Below are 20,975 nucleotides of genomic sequence, written 5' to 3'. Positions count from 1 at the left end.
GTTTTGTGGCCAATTATTACTCAGAGTATCCCTTGAATTTTAACTTTTGGCCTTCATCTCTATTTAAATAACGACCAAAATAAATTATACAATATGGTATTTTTTATCATGGTACACACTTTGCAAATCACTACAGAGGTCACTTTTACAAGAATATTAATCTAATTTATTGAAGGGACAAATAATGAAAAATAGTTTCGACACCCAACAACAGCTCACTATCAATGGCGAGCAGTATCATATCAACTCGCTCATGGGACTTGGCGATAAAGCCAAACGCCTGCCTTTCTCGTTAAAAGTATTGCTAGAAAACTTACTACGTAACGAAGATGGTGTGAATATTAAAGAACAAGATATTCAGGCCTTATTAGATTGGGATCCAAAAGCGAAGCCCTCTGCCGAGGTAGCTTTCACTCCAGCCCGCGTAGTAATGCAAGATTTCACCGGTGTCCCTGCAATTGTTGATTTAGCTGCCATGCGCGATGCAATGGAAAAACTCGGTGGTGATCCTGCAAAAATAAACCCACTTTCTCCTGCTGAGCTGGTAATTGATCACTCGGTGCAAGTGGATGGTTACGGTAAAGATGGTTCATTCGACTTAAACTCAAAATTAGAATATGAGCGTAACAAAGAGCGTTACGAATTTTTACGTTGGGGACAAACCGCATTTGATAACTTAAAAGTTGTACCACCTGCAACCGGTATAGTTCACCAAGTGAATTTAGAGTATTTAGCCCGCGTAGTATTTAATGATACAAAAAACGGCAAATCGTTAGCCTATCCAGATACACTAGTCGGTACAGATTCTCATACAACGATGATTAATGGTTTAGGCGTACTTGGCTGGGGTGTAGGCGGCATTGAAGCCGAAGCCGCCATGCTTGGCCAACCTATTAGCTTGCTTATTCCACAGGTTGTGGGTGTTAAATTAAATGGTCGCTTACCTGAGGGCACTACAGCAACCGATTTAGTACTTACTGTTACTGAAATGCTGCGTAACCACGGTGTGGTAGGTAAGTTTGTTGAGTTTTATGGTGACGGCCTTGCCGACTTACCACTTGCCGATAGAGCAACTATCGCTAATATGGCGCCAGAGTATGGCGCAACCTGTGGTATTTTCCCTATTGATGATGAAACGATTAATTACTTACGCTTAACTAATCGCGATGAGAAGCAGCTTAAACTAATTGAAGATTACGCTAAACACCAAGGCTTATGGCGTAACGATGGCGACGAAGCACATTATACCGATAAGCTTGAACTAACTTTAGATGATGTTGTGCCAAGCCTCGCAGGCCCTAAACGCCCGCAAGATAGAATTACTTTGGATAAAGCCGGCAAGGTTATTGGTCAGCACTTAAAAGACTTTCAAGACGAGCGTATGGCACGTCGTGATAAAAGCGATGAAGAGCAAGCGCGTATTGAAAGCGAAGGCCCTACTACCAATCCAGATGAACCAACTGATGAAGCGCAGTTTATGGGCGCAGCAAAAGTAAACTTTAATGGAGAAGAGTTTGAGTTAAATGATGGTGCCTGTGTTATTGCTGCAATTACTAGCTGTACAAACACATCTAACCCAAGTGTTATCTTAGCTGCCGGTTTAGTAGCTCAAAAAGCACGTCAGTTAGGTATTAATGTAAAACCTTGGGTTAAAACTTCACTTGCACCAGGTTCTCAGGTGGTCACCGATTACCTTGAAAAAGCAGGGTTGATGGATGACTTGGATGCGCTTGGCTTTAATTTAGTTGGTTATGGCTGTACCACATGTATTGGTAATTCAGGCCCACTTGCTGATGAAATTAGTGAGGCGATTCAAAAACACAAATTAGTTGTAAGCTCAATTTTATCGGGTAACCGTAACTTTGAAGGGCGCATACATCAAGATGTTAAAATGAACTTTTTAGCGTCGCCTCCTTTAGTGGTTGCCTATGCCATAGCGGGTAGAACCGATATTGATGTTTACAACGAGCCACTCGCGCAAGATAAGCATGGTAACGATATTTACCTTAAAAATATTTGGCCGAGCGTTAAAGAAGTAAGTGAACTAGTAAAAAGTACGGTAACTAAAGAGATGTTCGAAAAAAGCTACGCCAATGTTTACGATGGCGACAGTCGCTGGCAAAAAATTCAAATACCTGATGGTAAACTTTACGATTGGGACAGTGCTTCGACTTATATTAAAAAAGCCCCCTTCTTTGACGGTATGAGTGTTGAACCACCGGGTATTCCAACTATTGAGGGTGCGCGTTGTTTAGCTAAACTGGGTGACTCGGTGACTACCGATCATATTTCACCAGCAGGTGCAATTAAGGCAGAGGCACCCGCAGGGCTTTACCTACAAGAAAATGGGGTTGAAAAAGCGCAATTTAACTCTTATGGATCACGACGTGGTAATCACGAAGTAATGATGCGCGGTACGTTCGCTAATGTGCGCCTTAAAAACTTACTAGCTCCAGGTACCGAGGGCGGTGTTACCCGCACTCAACCTGATGATAAGCTAGAAAGTATTTATGACGCGGCAATGGCATATCAAGAAAGTGGAACACCACTAGTGGTTCTAGCAGGTAAAGAGTATGGAACTGGCTCTTCGCGAGATTGGGCTGCAAAAGGGTCATTATTACTCGGTATTAAAGCTGTGATAGCACAAAGCTATGAGCGTATTCACCGCTCTAATTTAATTGGTATGGGCGTACTTCCTTTACAATTTAAAGAAGGTGAAAGCCATGAATCACTAGGCTTAACTGGGCAAGAGCAATTTGATATTCAAGGGTTATACGATAAAACCGACGAAGTCAGTGTGATTGCGACTAACAGTGAAGGTAAACAAGTTAGCTTTAGTGCCGATGTGCGTATTGATACTCCGAAAGAGTGGGATTACTACAAACATGGCGGTATTTTACAGTACGTACTGCGCAATATGCTCGACTAACAACTTAAAACGAAAATGCAGCCCGGCTCAGTAATGAGCTGGGCTTTTTTATATTATTAATGGATGCTTGCGCTAAATCAATGCCGCTTTATAAAGATTACATACACTAAGAAGACACGCTGCGCAGAGGTCGCTATGTCTTCAATTGTAATAATAAGACTACTTAAAACATCGATTTTGCTTGGATTGTGCTTAATAGTGACAGGCCATGGTTTAATTGTATCGAGCTACTTTACCAACCAGTTCGGCATTAAAGGTATTATTACTGCAGCTGCCTGTATTGCAATTGGCGTACTTTTATCGTTGCCCACAAAAATATACTTAACTATATTATTAATGGAAGCAGAAAAGCGTTATTTGAAGACACAGCAAAAACACCTCAAAACTAAAAGCCGCTAAAACTTTCGACCTCTTTACTGCGTTGCTCTATTCTCTTTTTAGCTTTTTCAGCATCTTCAAACAGCTTATTAATTGATTCACTGTTGTATATCGCTGGTGCTCGCTGAGGAAAAGGCTTTACTGCTGATTTAGCACTGCCACTCAAAATGGCGGTATCTTCTGCAACCACTACATTAATATCGGCGGGGTTAAGCTTTACCACTTCGCTTTTACCATTCTTGTTTGGTACATCTGAGAAATGCCATTGTCCTTGCTCGTCTTGCCATTTATAAATTGGCTTAGGAGTTTCTGTCTCAAAGGTAGCCCCAGTGATTTTTTCACCCGCTGTGGTAATTGCTGAGGTAATACTATCTAACGCGCTAGATGAAAGCGCTATCATTTCATTCTTGATCTCTGTTGATTCATTATAAACATGAGAGGTGCTTAGCCAAGGCTGGCCATTGGGTTTTTTAATATAAAACAATAATATAACAGCAATTATCATCACTGACACTGCTAAATAGGTGAAGTATTTCATAGCGTTCCTGCTGTGTGTTTAATCCATCATCACAACCAATATAATAAAAAAGAATCAATTCAGCAAATATTAAACAATAAAAAACGCAGCAAAGGCTGCGTTTTTTCATTTTATAGCTTTGAATAATAAGGTAATTAAATTCCATCACCATCAATATGTAAGCCACATTCACGGTTCAAGCCAAAAAAACGGGTTTCCTCTTCACTCATGCCGGGCTCTAGTTTACGCGTGGTGTGCACATCCCCCATCGACACATAACCTTGCTCCCATAATGGATGGTATGGCAAATTATGCTTTGTTAGATACTGATATACATCGCGATTATTCCATTCAATAATGGGATACACTTTTACCGTACCTCGGCTTATTTCTAGTACTTGCTTTTCAGCACGGCTTGAAGATTGATCTCGACGTAGGCCACTAAACCAAGTGCTCGCATTTAGCTCCTTTAAAGCGCGTGTCATTGGCTCTACTTTATTGAGCTGGTTGTATTGCTTAATGCCTGCCTCACCTAGCTCCCATAATTTTCCAAATTTAGCCTCTTGCCATGCAGGGCTCAGCTGCGCTTTATACACTTTTAGGTTAAGTGATAACTGCGAAGTCATTTGCTCTATAAACTGATAGGTTTCTGGAAATAAGTAGCCTGTATCGGTTAATACCACAGGTATATCTGGGCGCTGTGCAGTCATTAAATGCAACATAACTGCAGCCTGAATACCAAAGCTCGATGATAAAAACGCAGTGTCAGGCAAATTTTCAAGTGCCCATGCAACGCGCTGCTCTGCGCTCATGTCAGCCAGCAAACCGTTCGCATCAGCTAACATAGCCTGTTGGCTTTGCTTATCTAGCTGTAATATGTTTTTAAATTCACTCATGGTCAACTTTAAACCTCACCAGCGCTTTGCGCTGCTTTTAAATTATGCGTAAAAATCGGTAACGGATACTTTTACTTCTGCAACAATACCTTTGCGGATCACAAAATCACCAAAACATTCGCCATCATCACGTTCACTAACCCATTGCCCAATGAGTTTATCGAATGCTTCTAAGTAAACCTCTTCGCCAACATTTTCAAGGTAAAGCTTTGGAATACGTGTACCCTCAGTATTCCCCCCAAGGTAAACGTTGTACTTACCTGGGCCTTTGCCGACCAAGCCTGCTTCTGCTAGCATGGCACGACCACAGCCATTCGGACAACCAACTACACGCATAATAATGCTGTCATTTGGCACCCCGTGTTTGGCTAATAAGCCTTCTATTTTTTCAATTAAACTCGGTAAGTAACGCTCAGCTTCGGCCATAGCTAATGGGCAAGTTGGCAATGCCACACACGCCATTGAATTTTTGCGTTGCTCAGTGTCCTTATCGTCAATCAAACCATGATTGCGGGCTATTTCTTCAATTACTGCTTTTTGATCGGCCGGAACACCGGCAATAATTAAGTTTTGATTTGCCGTCATGCGAAAATCACCTTGATGAATTTCTGCAATTTTGCGACACCCTGTTTTAAGCGGCTTATCTGGGTAGTCTAAAATACGACCGCTTTGAATAAATAAGGTTAAGTGGTGCTTACCATCAATGCCTTCTACCCAACCAATACGATCCCCTCGGTGAGTAAACTCATAAGGGCGGCTTGGTGCAAAGTTCACGCCTGCGCGCTTTTCAACTTCAGCTTTGAATACTTCGGTGCCAACACGATCGAGTGTGTATTTAGTTTTTGCATTTTTACGATTTGAGCGGTTGCCCCAATCACGCTGAACAGATACCACGTGCTCAGCAATTTTTAACGTATCTTCTAGGCTAATAAAGCCAAAGTCGTCCGCTTTACGTGGATAGGTTGCTGTATCGCCATGGGTCATCGCCAAACCGCCGCCTACTAGCACGTTAAAACCAACGAGTTTGCCATCCTCAGCAATCGCCACAAAGTTTAAATCGTTAGCATGTACGTCCACCTCATTATTAGGTGGAATCGTTACTGTAGTTTTAAACTTACGCGGTAAATACGTTGAACCTAAAATAGGCTCTTCTGTAGTTTCAGATTTTTCGCCATTGAGCCAAATTTCAGCGTATGCCTTCGTTTTAGGTAATAAGTGTTCAGAAATTTTTGCCGCCCACTCGTAGGCCTCTTGATGTAACTCAGATTCAACCGGATTGGTAGTACATAATACATTACGGTTAACATCACCAGCGGTGGCAATCGAATCAATTCCAACACTATTAAGCAATTGATGCATACCTTTAATTTCAGGTTTTAATACACCATGAAACTGAAATGTTTGGCGAGTAGTTAAACGAATACTGCCATAACTGGTTTTATCACCAGCAAATTTATCAATTGCAAGCCATTGCTCTGGCTTAATAATACCGCCAGGCATACGTGCCCGTAGCATCACATTATGCAGTGGCTCTAGCTTTTGTTTAGCACGTTCAGGACGAATATCGCGATCATCTTGTTGATACATGCCGTGAAAACGAATTAACTGGAAGTTATCGGCGGTAAAACCACCTGTGATCTCGTCTTTTAAATCTTGCTCTATGGTGCCACGTAAAAAGTTGCTTTCTCTTTTCAAACGCTCGTTATCAGAAAGCTTTACGTTTTTATCTTGTTCGCTCATGTTTAATCCTAAATTTGTTACAGTGACGGCTGTTAGCGTTATTTTTTATAAAGTAAGCAATGTGCACTTAGTACACGTCTTTCTGATAGCGATTTGCACTTCTTAAGTCTTTTAAGTACTGCTCTGCGTCTTCATAGCTTTTACCAGTGTTTTCGCTAATGATATCAACTAAGGCATTGTGCACATCTTTTGCCATGCGGTTAGCATCGCCACACACATAAAAATGAGCTCCCGCTTCTAACCAATCAAACACTTCTTTTGAGTTTTTACGTAACTTGTCTTGTACATAAACTTTTTCTGCTTGGTCACGGCTAAACGCCACATCGACCTTACTTAGTAAACCTGACTTTAAATACCCTTGAATTTCTACTTGGTACAAGAAGTCTTGAGTAAAGTGTGGGTTACCAAAAAACAGCCAGTTTTTACCTGTTGCTTCTCGTGCATCACGCTCTTGTAAAAAGGCGCGAAATGGCGCAATACCAGTACCTGGGCCAACCATAATAATTGGTGTGTCATCGCTTACTGGTAAGCGGAAGTTATCGTTATGTTCACTGAATACTTTTACTTTACAGCCTTCTTCTGCGCGGCGTGCTAAGTACCCTGAACAACCACCTAAGTGCTCTGTGCCAAACGCTTCAAACTCAACCAATGCAATAGTTAAGTGCACCTCATCTTCAACCTCAGCTTGGCTAGAGGCAATTGAATATAAACGTGCTTGTAATTTACGCAGGCAATCAACTAGTGTTTGCGCTTCTAATTTAGCTGGGTTTTGTGCAACCACATCAAAGATTTGACGAGGCTCAATGTATTCGCGCATTGCGCCTTTATCTTCTACTAGTTTAAGCAGCTCAGGCGTGCCTGTAGCCGTGGCGTACTTTTCAACAAACCCAGGGTAGGATTGTGTTAGCTCTAGTTTTTCAATTAAGGCATCACGTACGCTGAGTTCTTCATCGCCAAGTTTAACGCGGCTAGTTGGATCAATTTGCGTTTGCGCTAGTAGCTCATCTACACGGGCTTCATCATTTAAAAAGTAAATACCGAGTGAATCACCAGGTGTATACGTAATGTCTGACCCTTCTAGTGAAATTTCAACATGGCGTACATCTTTGGTTGAATCACGACCGGTAATTTTTTGCACTAAGCTTAGCTCTGCCGCAAACGGATTTTGCTTTGTGTACTGACTAGCCGCTGCTGCAGGAGCGCCAAATGGCATAGAAACAACTTGACCGCCTGTCGCACCTTGCTGGGCTTTTAAGTCTGGTTCAAACGCATTTAATGCGCCCTCAATCCAAGTGGCTGCTTCGTCATCATAATCAACGTCTAGGTCGGCGCGTTGATGAATAACCTCTGCACCTAATTTAGTTAAACGCTCTTCAAAGTCTTTAGCGGTTTGGCAGAAAAATTCATAGCTAGAATCACCTAAACCTAATACTGCAACTTTGACACCATCAAGCTTTGGCGCTTTTTTAGTAATTAAAAATTCATACAGTGTTTCGGCGTCTTCTGGTGGCTCACCCTCGCCGTAAGTCGATACAACAACGGTTAAAAACTTTTCTTTTTTCAGGGCTGTCGGTTTGTAATCTGACATACTAACCAGTTTTGTTGCTAAGCCGCGAGACTCAGCTTGCTCTTTAAGTTTAGTCGCCACCGCTTTAGCATTACCTGTTTGCGAACCATATAAAATGGTCAACGCTGCCGCTTCCGAGGTTGCGGGTGTAACTGAAGCTGGTGCGCCTAGCGCTGCAGAATTAGCATTAGCAGCTAAGTAGCCGCTAACCCACGCTTGCTGAATTGGATTAAGCTCAGCCACTAAACCTTGTAGCTTTTGTACTTGCTCTTGCGAAAGCGGACTTGCTAGCGCATTGAGTTGACCTAACAACATGAATTTTTCCTCATAACCCTGAACGTTAAACACAATGCTTGTTCACATTGTTTAAAATGAGTGCCACCTCACTCAGAAAGTTCTGTTGAGGTTAATTGAGTATGCAGGATAGCCGCCTAAGCATAGATAAAAAAAGAATAGAATCTGCTTTGATATTCCATTTAGTTATTAAGTTACCTAAAAACCTGCGAAATAGACCTAAAAGGGTTTTATTGTCTTTTATGAAATTTTAATTTAACAATTTTGTAACTTTAATGTTCTAAGGTATATTACGCAAAAATATAAATAGGAACACCTATGTTACACGGTATATATAAAAACAAATTACTTTTGAGCACCTTGTTATTATCCTCATTACCCGCGATGGCTAATGTGGTTAATGGCAACTTTGAACAATACAGTGGCAACACCCCAGATGCGTGGACAGTGATTGATAGCGGTATTAACGTATCTGCCAACAGCACAGTCGTAAGCACAGGCTCACAAGCAGCAGCGATTAGCGTTAATACAGGCACACAAAGCAATACTGATTTTTTGCAGCAAGTCGCTGTTGAAATGGGTAAAACTTATGAGTTCTCAGTAGATGTGTATCATACCGAAGGCCATCTTAAGGCGCGTTTGTTGATAGATGGTTATCAAGGCTATTCAAATCCAGCACAAACCAACCAATGGCAAACCATTACTTACAGCTACACAGCCGATAGTAATAAAACCATTGATGTCGGCTTACGCTTTTATGATACAACGGGATTTGATGGTAGCGAGTTAGTTTATGTTGATAACTTCTTGCCTAGTAATGACAGCAGTGGCTCTCCAAGCTGCGCAGATAACGGCCTTACTTTTAGCCTAACCACAGATAACTACGGCGAAGAAACCAGCTGGCAAATAGCGCACAACCAAACCGGTGTCGTTGCAAGCGGAAGTGGGTATGCTGCAAACACCCAATATACCGAACAATTATGCGTAGCCGATGGTGAGTATACATTTACTATTAATGACAGCTATGGCGATGGTATTTGCTGTTCATATGGCAGTGGTAGCTACGCCTTGAATAATGAAAGCACATTGCTCGCCAGTGGAGCTAGTTTTCAAACAACCGAGGCTACCGCTTTCTCATTAGGAAGCACTGAGCCAACACCGACGCCAACCGGCTACTATGTGACAACTCAAGGCTTGTCTGGTTACACGCTAAAAACTGAGCTTTATAACATTATTAATAATCATAATGCTCAGGGGTATTCCGCTATTTGGAGTTTTTACGACGCATCGGCGCGTGATAAATACTTTGAAAACGATAATAGTATTTTAGATATGTACAGCGAGAAGCCCAATGGCTCTGATAGCTACATATACACAGCCGTTAGCGATCAATGTGGCACCTACAGTGGTGAGGCAGATTGCTACAACCGAGAGCATTCGTTCCCTAAAAGTTGGTTTGGTGGAAAAGTTGAACCGATGAACTCTGATGTTCATCATATTTACGCCACTGACGGCTATGTAAATTCAAAACGAAGCAACTTCCCGTTCGGTGAAGTAGCAAGCGCTTCGTTTACCTCAACCAACGGCAGTAAATTAGGCTCTGCAAGTAATACGATTAATTACAACGGTACTGTATTTGAACCTATTGATGAATTTAAAGGTGACTTTGCTCGTGCTTATTTTTACATGGCAACCCGCTATCAAAACGTAATTGGTGCTTGGCAAAATAACACAGCAGCTAGTAATGACGTGCTTAATGGCACCAGTACCCAAGTATTTGAAAGCTGGGTTGTGGCCATGTTGTTAAAGTGGCACAACAACGATCCTGTTAGCCAAATGGAATTAGACCGCAACCAAGCAGCGTTTGAATTTCAGGGAAACCGTAACCCGTATATCGATCATCCTGAATTTGTAGAGATGATTTGGTAAAAGGCTTCGGGCTTCGGGCTTCGGGCTTCGGGCTTCGGGCTTCGGGCTTCGCAGAAAAGCATAAGCCTTTGCATTTGCAAAGGCTTTTCTTACACCTATTTTATAATATTATTTTTTGCACTTAGGTTCGTAACACTCAACCCAAACTTCGGCGCTATAATTTACTTACTTCTGAAGGCTGAAAGCTTCAAACTTATCGCTTTTTTAAACGCAAAAAAAACCCCAGCAAAAGCTGGGGTTTCTTATAAAACATACTTAATTAAAAATTAAGCTTGTTTTGGACGTTCAACAACATCTACCAAAGTCCAAGATTTGTTCTTAGAGATTGGAGCGCATTCACGGATAGTGACAGTGTCACCCGCTTTTGCAGTGTTATTTTCGTCATGTACGTGTAACTTAGTCGTACGTTTGATGAATTTCCCATAGATTGGGTGCTTCACGTAACGTGCGATAGCAACAGTGAAAGATTTTTCCATCTTGTCGCTGATTACACGGCCTTGAAGAGTACGAATTTTATCGCTCATTATTGACCTGCCTTCTGGTTAATAATTGTTTTTACACGCGCGATATCGCGACGTACTGTTCTTAGCGTGTGTGTCTGAGCTAGCTGACCAGTGCTTGCTTGCATGCGCAGGTTAAACTGCTCACGAAGAAGACCTAGAAGTTCAGCATTAAGCTCTTCTACGCTTTTATCTTTTAGTTCGTTTGCTTTCATCACATTACCGTCCGAGTTACGAAAGTTGTTTTGAATGGCAGCTTACGAGCAGCAAGGTTAAACGCTTCACGAGCAAGCTCTTCTGAAACACCTTCCATTTCGTAAAGTACTTTACCAGGCTGAATTTCAGCAACCCAATATTCAACAGAACCTTTACCTTTACCCATACGAACTTCAAGAGGCTTTTCTGTGATCGGCTTGTCAGGGAAGACACGGATCCAGATTTTACCTTGACGTTTCACGTGACGTGTCATAGCACGACGAGCTGCTTCGATTTGACGAGCAGTCATGCGGCCACGACCAGTAGCTTTCAAACCGAAAGTACCGAAGCTTACTTTGTTACCGTTTTGCGCTAGACCACGGTTGCGGCCTTTATGCATTTTACGGAATTTTGTACGTTTTGGCTGTAACATTACTCGCTACCTCTACTTAGCACTTTTTTTGGCTTTCTTTGGTGCGCGTTTAGCTGGCTTCTCTTGCTCTTGTACTAGTGGTAAACCACCAATAACTTCGCCTTTGAAGATCCAAACTTTAACACCAATGATACCGTAAGTGGTTAAGGCTTCAGAAGTTGCGTAGTCGATATCAGCACGAAGAGTATGTAGAGGTACACGACCTTCACGATACCATTCTGAACGTGCGATTTCTGCGCCGCCAAGACGACCGCTAACTTCAACTTTAATCCCTTTAGAACCGATGCGCATTGCATTTTGTACCGAACGCTTCATAGCGCGACGGAACATAACACGACGCTCTAGCTGAGAGGCAATGCCGTCTGCTACTAGTTGTGCATCTAGTTCTGGTTTACGTACTTCAGAAATATTAATCTGAGCAGGTACACCAGCGATTTTAGTTACCGCTTGACGTAATTTTTCTACGTCTTCGCCTTTTTTACCGATAACAACACCCGGACGAGCCGTGTGAATAGTTACTCGGATAGATTTTGCTGGACGCTCAATAACGATTTTAGACACAGAAGCCGCTTTCAATTCCTTAGTAAGGAATGTACGTACTTTGTGATCGCCAAAAAGCTGTGCAGAGAAATCTTTTGAATTCGCGTACCAGGTAGAAACCCAAGGTTTAGATATACCTAGGCGAATACCAGTAGGATGAACTTTTTGTCCCATTACTTATATCTCCTAGCTATCTGAAACCACAACAGTGATGTGGCTTGTACGCTTAAGGATGCGGTCTGCGCGTCCTTTAGCACGTGGCATAATACGTTTCATTGTTGGACCATCGTCCACAAAGATCGTTGTTACACGTAGCTCATCAATGTCAGCACCTTCGTTATGCTCTGCGTTAGCAATAGCAGACTCAAGTACTTTCTTAACTAATACAGCCGCTTTTTTCGGGCTGTACGCCAGGATTTCTAGTGCGCGATCGACAGGTAACCCGCGGATCTGATCTGCAACTAGACGTGCTTTTTGCGCCGAACCAGAGGCGAATTTATGTTTAGCTAATGCTTGCATTTATCTTCCCCTCTTAACGTTTCTTCGCTTTCTTATCCGCAGCATGGCCACGGTAAGTGCGAGTTGGTGCAAATTCACCTAGTTTGTGACCGATCATTTCGTCAGAAACGAAAACTGGTACATGCTGGCGACCATTATGGACAGCAATGGTCAATCCGATCATGTTAGGTATGATCATTGAACGACGGCTCCAAGTTTTAATTGGCTTCTTTTCACCGCTTTCCAAAGCTTTCTCTACCTTCTTCAGCAAGTGTAGGTCTATAAAAGGACCCTTCTTGAGAGAGCGTGGCATGGCTATTCCTCAATATTACTTAGTACGACGACGTACTATAAATTTATCCGTACGCTTGTTCTTACGCGTCTTAGCACCTTTAGTCGGTTTACCCCATGGAGACACAGGATGACGACCACCAGATGTACGACCTTCACCACCACCGTGTGGGTGATCAACCGGGTTCATGGCAACACCACGAACTGTCGGACGAATACCACGCCAGCGATTTGCACCTGCTTTACCAAGTGAACGAAGCATATGCTCAGCATTGCCTACTTCACCTAGCGTAGCACGACAATCAGATTCAACTTTACGAACTTCGCCTGAACGAAGACGTAATGTTACATATTGACCATCACGAGCAAGGATTTGAACGTATGCACCAGCAGAACGTGCGATTTGAGCACCTTTACCTGGTTTTAATTCTACGTTGTGAACAGTCGAACCTACAGGCATATTACGCATTGGTAATGCATTACCAGGTTTGATTGGTGCATCAACACCAGACTGGATTGCATCGCCAGCTTTTAAGCCTTTAGGTGCGATAATGTAACGACGCTCACCGTCTGCATATAATACAAGAGCGATGTTTGCGCTACGATTTGGATCATATTCTAAACGCTCAACAGTGGCTGGAATGCCATCTTTAGTACGTTTAAAATCGATTAAACGGTAATGCTGCTTATGACCACCACCGATATGACGAACCGTAATACGACCATTGTTATTACGACCACCTGATTTAGAGTTTTTCTCTAATAGTGGTGCGTAAGGTTTACCCTTATGTAAATCTGGGTTAACCACTTTAACTAGGTGACGACGACCCGCAGAAGTTGGCTTACACTTTTGAAGTGCCATAATTCTAACTCCCCTTATTACTCGGCGCCGCCGACAAAGTCCAGCTCGCTACCTTCTTTAAGAGTAACGTAAGCTTTCTTCCAGTCGCTACGACGACCGAAACGCATGCCAGTACGTTTTGTTTTACCCTTAACGTTAAGTGTGCGAACACCAGTTACTTCTACTTCAAAAAGCTTCTCAACTGCCGCTTTAATTTCAGCTTTAGTTGCATCATTTACTACTTTGAAAACAATTGTGTTGTTTTCTTCAGCAGCAATTGTGCTTTTTTCAGAGATGTGTGGAGCAAGGATCACTTTTAAAAGACGTTCTTCACGGATCATGCTAGCGCCTCCTCAAGTTGCTTAACAGCAGCAGCTGTAATTAGTACCTTATCGAAAGCAATTAAGCTTACAGGATCGATACCAGCTACATCACGTGTGTCAACCTTGTACAGGTTACGTGCCGATAAGAAAAGATTTTCATCTACTTCTTCAGTCACGATAAGAACATCTTTAAGCTCAAGTTCTTTAAGCTTAGCAACTAGTTCTTTAGTTTTTGGTGCTTCAAGACCAAAACTTTCAACAACGATTAAACGCTCTTGACGAACTAATTCAGATAAGATGCTTTTGATCGCACCGCGGTACATTTTACGGTTTACTTTTTGGCTGTGGTCTTGTGGTTTAGCTGCGAAGCTAACGCCACCTGAACGCCAAATTGGACTACGAATTGTACCAGCACGTGCACGGCCAGTACCTTTTTGAGCCCATGGTTTTTTACCACCACCGCTTACTTCAGAACGTGTCTTCTGAGCACGAGTACCTTGACGAGCACCTGCTGCGTATGCAACAACTACTTGGTGTACTAATGCTTCGTTAAACTCACGTCCAAAAGTAGCTTCAGAAACTTCAAGAGCGCCAGAAGCGTCTTTAATTGCTAATTCCATCACTAAATCTCCAGGACTTATGCTTTAACAGCTGGTTTAACGATAACGTCACCGCCGATAGCGCCAGGTACTGCACCTTTAACTAAAAGCAGGTTACGCTCAGCGTCAACGCGAACTAGTTCAAGGTTCTGAGTTGTTACTTGCTCATTACCCATTTGACCGGCCATTTTCTTACCTTTAAACACCTTACCAGGTGATTGGTTTTGACCGATTGAACCAGGAGCACGGTGAGATAGAGAGTTACCATGTGTAGCGTCTTGCATGCTGAAATTCCAGCGCTTAACACCACCTTGGAAACCTTTACCTTTAGAAGTACCGGTTACGTCAACTTTGTTGATTTCGTTGAATAATTCAACAGTAAGCTCAGCGCCTACTTCAAAATCGCCTTCACCACCATTTAGGCGGAATTCCCACAGACCGCGACCCGCTTCAACACCAGCTTTAGCGAAGTGACCCGCTGTTGCTTTGTTTACACGGCTTGCTTTTTTAGTGCCTGCGGTTACTTGAAGCGCGTTATAACCGTCTGTTGCGTCAGATTTGATCTGAGCAATGCGGTTAGGAGTCGCTTCAATAACTGTCACAGGGATAGATACACCATCTTCAGTGAAGATACGTGTCATACCCACTTTACGACCGACTAGACCTAATGCCATTTTCCTAAAACCTCTCTAATCTTCCGATTAACCCAGGCTGATTTGAACATCAACACCAGCAGCAAGGTCTAAACGCATAAGTGCGTCTACAGTCTTGTCAGTTGGTTCTACGATGTCGATCAGACGTTTATGGGTGCGGATCTCGTACTGATCACGCGCGTCTTTGTTAACGTGCGGTGATGTAAGTACAGTAAAACGTTCAAAGCGTGTAGGTAGTGGAATTGGACCACGTACTTGTGCGCCAGTGCGTTTCGCAGTTTCCACGATTTCCGCCGTTGATTGGTCAATCAAACGGTGGTCAAAAGCTTTTAGGCGAATACGAATGCGTTGATTTGACATTCTTAAACCTCAATATAAAGAGCATTTAAAGAGCATAAAAAAACGACCGAAACAATCTTAATAATTAAGATGCCGGTTGTTTGATTATATCTACGTTGAGTTCCAAATCGGAACTCCTGTTTATTAGCTTGAAATCCAAGCTTAATTTATTCTTTCTTGTTCCCGAGGGAATTTTGAAAGCCTGCGTATTATAATGATACTGGTGATAAATGCAACAACTATTTAGACATTATTACTTTGTTATTGTCGTTTAAAAAATAGCTAAGTTTATTAATAGTGAACGCAATGGAAGTGATGATGTCTTTATAATGTCATAGCTTGTCGATTAATCTGCAGGGGATTTTTTAGATATTATGTTATCCTATGCGCTAATTTTGCTGTTATATACCCATATTGGTTTGGGTAACTACTCTCTTATGGTGAGTCAATGCGTATTTTAAATTATGGTTTAAATCTTATCTCTGGTGGTATTAGCCGCTTGTTTGTTAAAAGCAAAGTACTGCCTGAAAAACCTTTAGAGCAATTTGAGTTAAACCCTAAAAACCCGACATTTTATATAGTGCGTTTAAATTCACGCTTTGATTTAGCGGCACTGGCACGTGTTTGTAAACGAAATGGTTTACCAGACCCAACAGAGCAGCAAGTATTAGGTGACGAGGCGTTAGATCGCTTTATCGGCATTAAAAACCCTCCCCCGCTATTTGGTGATAAAGAAAAACCTACCAATGCATTAGCGCAAGGCAAACACATTGTTGAGCATTTATTAAATAGTGGCCAAAAAAATGTCCAGGTTGTGCCTGTGACTATTTTATGGGGCAGAGCGCCGGGTAAAGAAAAGCCAGGATTAAGCACTTTACTTTCGCACTCACTTACGCCCAGCTGGTTTAGAAAAATCTTTGTGGTACTTTTTTCAGGAAGAGATAACTTTATTCGATTTAGCCAGCCACTCGACCTATCTTTATTGGTTAATGAAAAAGCCGACGTTAATGAACTTCCTCATAAGCTGTTGCGTGTAGCTCGAGTTCACTTTAAGCGTCAAAAGCTGGCTGCTACAGGGCCTAAAATCCCATCTCGTGATCAGTTATTTAGCTCACTACTAGCATCACCCACAATTAAAAAAGCAATTCAAACCGAGGCCACTGAAAAAAACATCAGCCAAGCCCATGCGCGACAAAACGCCTTAAAATTGCTGGATGAAATTGCCGCTAATTATAGTGATGCCACCATCCGCGTTGCGGATCGTATATTAACGTGGCTTTGGAATAAGCTTTATAATGGCATTGATATAAAGTACACCGAGCAAATTCATGACCTAACCAATAAAGGTCATGAAATAATCTACATGCCGTGTCATCGTAGTCATATGGATTACTTACTGCTAACCTACTCTATTTATCATCAAGGCCTTGTACCACCGCATATCGCAGCTGGGATCAACCTCAACTTTTTCCCTGCAGGTGGCATATTCCGCCGCAGTGGTGCATTTTTTATTCGTCGCTCATTTGCTGGTAACAAACTCTACTCAGCGGTATTTAAAGAGTACTTGAGCCAGTTATTTATAAAAGGTTATTCGGTTAAGTTTTATACCGAAGGTGGCCGCAGCAGAACCGGACGTTTACTACCCCCAAAAACCGGCATGCTCGCCATGACATTACAAGCAATGCTGCGCGGTATTGATCGCCCAGTATCCATTGTGCCTGTATACATAGGCTACGAACACGTAATGGAAATAAACACCTACCTAAAAGAGCTCGCGGGTAATGATAAAAAGGGCGAGTCGATATTAGGTATTTTTAAAGCGATTAAAAACTTAAAAAACTATGGTCGTGGTTATTTAAATTTTGGTGACCCTATTTCTATTAACCAATACCTAAATGACAACCAGCCAGACTGGCGCGAGTCAATTCATGCTACCGACGTGCAAAAGCCACAATGGTTAGGGCCGCAGGTGGCTAATCTTGCTGATCAGGTTATGGTTAAAATTAACAATGCAGCCGCACTTAACTCAGTTAACTTACTCGCGATGATTCTGCTAGTCAACGATAAGCACGCATTGAGTAAACCTAAACTGCTAGCTCAGCTTGAGTTTTATTTGCGATTACAACGTGAAGCTAGCTACAGCAATAAAATAACCGCACCCGATGAAACGCCAGAGCAACTGCTAGAACACGCCTTAAAGTTGAATAAGTTTGATGTGATCAGTGATGAGTTTGGTGAAATTATTGCGATAAACGATAAAGAAAAAACCTTATTTAACTATTACCGTAATAACATTTTGCATATTTTTGCAGTGCCGAGTTTAGTTGCCCTGCATTTATTCAAGCAGCATCAAAGTACCGTTACTCGCTGCCATAAATTGGTAAAATCTTTTTATCCCTTATTCGCCAAAGAGTGGTATTTACAAGAGCTTGATGAAAGCTATGTAACCCGCATTTTAACTAACTTTAGCGATCAAGGCTTAATTGAGCTTGATGGTGATAACATTAAAGTGACTCAAAATAACGATAGCTTTGCCAAACTCGAAATGCTTGGTCGTGCATTAAGCTTTACTCTGCAACGTTATGCGATTGTGATTGGCTTTATTCAAACCAGCCAAGGTATTGCAAAAGCAGAACTGGAACGTGAAAGCTATGTGTTGGCACAGCGTTTGGGTACGTTACATGGTATTAAAACGCCGGAGTTTTTTGATAAGAAGGTACTTAGTAGTTTTATTTCCAATCTTCGCGAACAAAAGCTTATTAGTGAATCTGATACAGGCTTACAAGGAAGCCAAGAGCTGTGCGAGACCTACAAGCAACTGCAAACACTGTTGCCAGCACGTATTTGGCAATCAATTACTGACATTGTTCACGCTCAATGTCAGTAACATACTCTTATTATCCACTGTATTGAATTAACTCAATATAGTGGATTTTAAAGAGTTAGCGCTGGCGCATTACCCCTTCTTGAATCGTCGAGGCAACTAAATTTCCTTGGCGGTCAAAAAACTGCCCACGTACCAGCCCTCGTCCCGAACTCGCGCTTGGGCTATCAATGGTATATAACATCCAATCATCCATTCTAAATGGACGATGAAACCACATAGCATGATCTATGGTCGCTACTTGCATATTCGGCTGCATAAACGACACACCATGTGGCTGCAGCGCGGTTGGTAAAAACTCAAAGTCAGACGCATACGCCAATAAGTAATTATGAATACGTTGATCGTCCGGCATATCGCCATTGGCTTTAAACCAAATATGTTTTACCGGTTCTAGGGCTTCAGGTTTAAAGGGGTTATGAAAGTTCACCGGGCGCATTTCAATCGGCATTTCACGAATAAACTTATTACGGATTGCTTCAGGAATATGCTGTGCATTTTCTTGATAAAACTCTAACGAAGAACGCAGTTCTTCAGGAGCTGGAACATCAGGCATGGTTGCCTGATGCGATAACCCTTGCTCTTCACCTTGAAACGACGCTGTCATGTAAAAAATAGGTTTACCGTACTGAATCGCACTGACACGTCGAGTGCTAAAACTTTTACCATCACGTATAGTTTCTACATCGTACACAATCGGTTTTGCAGCGTCGCCTGGACGTAAAAAATAAGAATGTAAGGAATGAACAATACGCCCCGCAGGCAGTGTTTCTTTAGCTGCTGAAAGCGCTTGCCCCATAACTTGACCGCCAAACACCGCTCTAAACCCTAAATCTTGGCTTTGTCCTCGATATAAACCTTGCTCAATTTCTTCAAGTGACAACAACGATAATAAATCATCTAATACTTGGCTCATTATTTCTTCCTCAATCCCCTAATTCATAAATGATACTATACAATAGTTAAAAAATACTAACTCACTGATTGAGGAAATTTAATATGGCATTTTGGCTTTTTAAAACCGAACCCGACGCCTTTTCAATTGATGACTTAAAGCAAGCGCCAGAGCAAACAACGCTATGGGAAGGTGTACGCAACTACCAAGCGCGTAACTTTATTCGCGATGATGTAAAGCAGGGCGACTTAGTGATGATTTATCATTCTAGCTGCAAACAGGTTGGCGTTGCAGGACTTGGTGTGGTTACTAAGGCTGCTTACCCTGATCCAACGCAATTTGATTTAAGTAGCGACTATTACGATGCTAAGGCAACCACTGAAAACCCTCGCTGGTTTGTGGTAGAAATAACCTATCAGGCGCATTTGAGTAGTTTAGTCAGCCTGCAAGCGATCAAAGCAAATACTGCTATAACTGATATAGCACTTAAAAAAGGCGGGCGTTTATCGGTCATGCCAGTGACCGAAAATGATTGGCATGAAATTTTAAATATGGCGAAATAAGCCACTAAAATAACTACATTTTCTTCATTAAAATAGAACTCCACCAGCGCAGCATGTCACCGCTCGATTCTCTTATGGAGCCAAATTTGTTATTATCTGCGGCTTGCGTTTACTGGAGGAAAAATGAAATTACTGTATTGGTTAGATGAATGGTTAACTCTCAGCGATGATGAGAGGCAAGCAAAACTACCAACCTCTGGTGGAGATTTACTCGGTGATGTGTATGTAAAATATCACTTTGTTGACCTCACTAAACCCCTACTTTTTACTTTTTCTCCTGCGGGCACCGATATACAAGAACGCGATCTAAATGAAGACTTTGCCCCTTGGGGCTATCATTTAGCGCAAAAGCAAGATGTTAATATTATTGCGTTTCAGCATTTGGGTAAAAGCAATTGGTTTCGTAACCGCAATTTAATCTTTTTTATTGAGCAGCTATCAACTTTACTCTCTCCTTTTAAAACTAAGTTAGGCTATGGGCTCAGTCGTGGCGGCTTTGCTGTGGGTGCATTTGCTAAGTTACTCAAACTCGATAAAGTACTGCTTTTCCATCCTGTTAGCACCAAAAACAAACTTATCGCCCCTTGGGATGACCGCTCAAGTACTGAAATTGCTCAGCAATATGACTGGCAAGGTGACTACCATGATTTAGACTTAGGGGATGCCAAGGGTTACATTATTTACGACCCAACCAATCGTATTGACCGCCAACATGCTAAACGCTATAAACAGCTCACTCACTTACGCGTGTTTGGTATGGGTCACGGCACTCACGCCACCTATTTAAATAAGTTTGGCTTTTATAAACAAGTAGCGGTTGATTTTATTCGTGATCAGCAAATCGACATCGCGCAATTTAGGCTGCAAACAAAAACACTGCGTTTAAAAGAGGATTATTATAAAAAGCTTAATAAAGCCAACGCTAAATCGGCACATCGCCAAGCGTTATTAAGTACGGCTCACACTATTTTAATCGACGAAAAAGCAGCGCACGTTAAAGAGCATCAAGCAAAAATTGATATTCAACCTTTAATAGAAGTAGCTATTAAGCATCAAGACGAAAGCCCAAATGATGCCATTAAGCTATTAGAAGTTGCTCAACAACTCGTGCCTGACGACCCACTTGTTGAGCATAAACTGAGACAATTAGAATAAGTAACAAAAGGTACTC

General features: G+C 42.0%; 22 protein-coding genes. 6 read left to right on the top strand and 16 right to left on the bottom strand.

Features of this window, described 5'->3' with window-relative positions:
* Nucleotides 1-184 precede the first annotated feature (184 nt).
* Together acnA and DK924_RS16230 are read left to right on the top strand one after the other, a co-directional pair.
* Nucleotides 185-2,929 carry an aconitate hydratase AcnA gene (gene acnA, locus DK924_RS16235; protein ID WP_075170855.1) on the top strand — a complete coding sequence of 915 codons (2,745 nt, stop codon included), beginning with the start codon at nucleotides 185-187 and terminating at the stop codon, nucleotides 2,927-2,929.
* Between the two features lie 135 nt (nucleotides 2,930-3,064).
* Nucleotides 3,065-3,328, top strand: coding sequence for a hypothetical protein (locus DK924_RS16230; protein WP_041709663.1), 264 nt, complete (start codon nucleotides 3,065-3,067; stop codon nucleotides 3,326-3,328).
* Here the strand turns inward: DK924_RS16230 and DK924_RS16225 are convergent.
* The 4 genes from DK924_RS16225 to DK924_RS16210 form a co-directional block, all read right to left on the bottom strand.
* Nucleotides 3,315-3,845: a DUF4124 domain-containing protein gene (locus DK924_RS16225; protein ID WP_109875675.1), complete on the bottom strand. Its 531-nt coding sequence runs from the start codon at nucleotides 3,843-3,845 to the stop codon at nucleotides 3,315-3,317. The genes DK924_RS16230 and DK924_RS16225 overlap by 14 nt on opposite strands.
* A 134-nt stretch (nucleotides 3,846-3,979) precedes the next feature.
* Complete coding sequence (locus DK924_RS16220) at nucleotides 3,980-4,720, bottom strand: phosphoadenylyl-sulfate reductase (protein ID WP_054202789.1); 741 nt, start codon at nucleotides 4,718-4,720, stop codon at nucleotides 3,980-3,982.
* Between the two features lie 42 nt (nucleotides 4,721-4,762).
* Nucleotides 4,763-6,460 (bottom strand): assimilatory sulfite reductase (NADPH) hemoprotein subunit, encoded by a 1,698-nt coding sequence (cysI, locus tag DK924_RS16215; protein WP_109875674.1) that lies wholly within the window; start codon nucleotides 6,458-6,460, stop codon nucleotides 4,763-4,765.
* 67 nt (nucleotides 6,461-6,527) lie between these two features.
* On the bottom strand, nucleotides 6,528-8,342 hold the full coding sequence (locus DK924_RS16210) for an assimilatory sulfite reductase (NADPH) flavoprotein subunit (protein ID WP_109875673.1): 1,815 nt from the start codon (nucleotides 8,340-8,342) through the stop codon (nucleotides 6,528-6,530).
* Nucleotides 8,343-8,639: 297 nt separating this feature from the next.
* On the opposite strand from DK924_RS16210, the gene DK924_RS16205 reads away from it, so the two are divergent.
* Nucleotides 8,640-10,250: an endonuclease gene (locus DK924_RS16205; protein WP_109875672.1), complete on the top strand. Its 1,611-nt coding sequence runs from the start codon at nucleotides 8,640-8,642 to the stop codon at nucleotides 10,248-10,250.
* A gap of 266 nt (nucleotides 10,251-10,516) precedes the next feature.
* Here the strand turns inward: DK924_RS16205 and rpsQ are convergent, their stop codons facing one another.
* Genes rpsQ through rpsJ form a run of 11 tightly spaced genes read right to left on the bottom strand, consistent with a single transcriptional unit; the run spans nucleotide 10,517 to nucleotide 15,483 of the window.
* The gene (gene rpsQ, locus DK924_RS16200; protein ID WP_008108356.1) at nucleotides 10,517-10,774 is read right to left on the bottom strand and encodes a 30S ribosomal protein S17; all 258 of its coding nucleotides are present in this window, start codon (nucleotides 10,772-10,774) and stop codon (nucleotides 10,517-10,519) included.
* Entirely contained in the window at nucleotides 10,774-10,965 is a 192-nt protein-coding gene (gene rpmC, locus DK924_RS16195; protein ID WP_008108355.1) for a 50S ribosomal protein L29, read from the bottom strand. The genes rpsQ and rpmC overlap by 1 nt, the downstream gene beginning before the upstream one ends.
* The gene (gene rplP, locus DK924_RS16190) at nucleotides 10,965-11,378 is read right to left on the bottom strand and encodes a 50S ribosomal protein L16 (protein WP_008108352.1); all 414 of its coding nucleotides are present in this window, start codon (nucleotides 11,376-11,378) and stop codon (nucleotides 10,965-10,967) included. The genes rpmC and rplP overlap by 1 nt, the downstream gene beginning before the upstream one ends.
* Nucleotides 11,379-11,390: 12 nt before the next feature.
* The gene (gene rpsC / locus DK924_RS16185) at nucleotides 11,391-12,092 is read right to left on the bottom strand and encodes a 30S ribosomal protein S3 (protein WP_008108350.1); all 702 of its coding nucleotides are present in this window, start codon (nucleotides 12,090-12,092) and stop codon (nucleotides 11,391-11,393) included.
* Between the two features lie 12 nt (nucleotides 12,093-12,104).
* Nucleotides 12,105-12,437 carry a 50S ribosomal protein L22 gene (gene rplV / locus DK924_RS16180; protein WP_004588690.1) on the bottom strand — a complete coding sequence of 111 codons (333 nt, stop codon included), beginning with the start codon at nucleotides 12,435-12,437 and terminating at the stop codon, nucleotides 12,105-12,107.
* 13 nt (nucleotides 12,438-12,450) lie between these two features.
* Nucleotides 12,451-12,729 carry a 30S ribosomal protein S19 gene (gene rpsS / locus DK924_RS16175; protein ID WP_004588689.1) on the bottom strand — a complete coding sequence of 93 codons (279 nt, stop codon included), beginning with the start codon at nucleotides 12,727-12,729 and terminating at the stop codon, nucleotides 12,451-12,453.
* 15 nt (nucleotides 12,730-12,744) lie between these two features.
* Nucleotides 12,745-13,569, bottom strand: coding sequence for a 50S ribosomal protein L2 (rplB, locus tag DK924_RS16170; protein ID WP_007376192.1), 825 nt, complete (start codon nucleotides 13,567-13,569; stop codon nucleotides 12,745-12,747).
* A gap of 17 nt (nucleotides 13,570-13,586) precedes the next feature.
* Nucleotides 13,587-13,889, bottom strand: coding sequence for a 50S ribosomal protein L23 (rplW, locus tag DK924_RS16165; RefSeq protein WP_006791359.1), 303 nt, complete (start codon nucleotides 13,887-13,889; stop codon nucleotides 13,587-13,589).
* The gene (rplD, locus tag DK924_RS16160; RefSeq protein ID WP_008108340.1) at nucleotides 13,886-14,491 is read right to left on the bottom strand and encodes a 50S ribosomal protein L4; all 606 of its coding nucleotides are present in this window, start codon (nucleotides 14,489-14,491) and stop codon (nucleotides 13,886-13,888) included. The genes rplW and rplD overlap by 4 nt, the downstream gene beginning before the upstream one ends.
* Before the next feature lie 17 nt (nucleotides 14,492-14,508).
* A complete protein-coding gene (gene rplC, locus DK924_RS16155) occupies nucleotides 14,509-15,144 on the bottom strand; it encodes a 50S ribosomal protein L3 (RefSeq protein ID WP_008108338.1) in 636 nt (211 codons plus the stop codon).
* Between the two features lie 27 nt (nucleotides 15,145-15,171).
* A complete protein-coding gene (gene rpsJ / locus DK924_RS16150; protein ID WP_002957900.1) occupies nucleotides 15,172-15,483 on the bottom strand; it encodes a 30S ribosomal protein S10 in 312 nt (103 codons plus the stop codon).
* Between the two features lie 427 nt (nucleotides 15,484-15,910).
* Here rpsJ and plsB point away from each other — a divergent pair, with 427 nt between their 5' ends.
* Nucleotides 15,911-18,349 (top strand): glycerol-3-phosphate 1-O-acyltransferase PlsB, encoded by a 2,439-nt coding sequence (gene plsB / locus DK924_RS16145; protein WP_109875671.1) that lies wholly within the window; start codon nucleotides 15,911-15,913, stop codon nucleotides 18,347-18,349.
* Between the two features lie 55 nt (nucleotides 18,350-18,404).
* Here plsB and tesB read toward each other — a convergent pair whose 3' ends face one another.
* Nucleotides 18,405-19,262 (bottom strand): acyl-CoA thioesterase II, encoded by an 858-nt coding sequence (gene tesB / locus DK924_RS16140; protein ID WP_010391943.1) that lies wholly within the window; start codon nucleotides 19,260-19,262, stop codon nucleotides 18,405-18,407.
* Nucleotides 19,263-19,345: 83 nt separating this feature from the next.
* On the opposite strand from tesB, the gene DK924_RS16135 reads away from it, so the two are divergent.
* Entirely contained in the window at nucleotides 19,346-19,804 is a 459-nt protein-coding gene (locus DK924_RS16135) for an EVE domain-containing protein (protein ID WP_010391941.1), read from the top strand.
* A 123-nt stretch (nucleotides 19,805-19,927) separates the two neighbouring features.
* On the top strand, nucleotides 19,928-20,959 hold the full coding sequence (locus DK924_RS16130) for a hypothetical protein (protein WP_010391939.1): 1,032 nt from the start codon (nucleotides 19,928-19,930) through the stop codon (nucleotides 20,957-20,959).
* The last annotated feature ends 16 nt before the right edge of the window (nucleotides 20,960-20,975 follow it).

The organism is Pseudoalteromonas sp. meg-B1, from assembly GCF_003173795.1.
Lineage (GTDB): Bacteria > Pseudomonadota > Gammaproteobacteria > Enterobacterales > Alteromonadaceae > Pseudoalteromonas > Pseudoalteromonas undina.
Note: the sequence above shows the minus strand (reverse complement) of the source record. Positions and strands in the feature narration are given on the sequence as shown.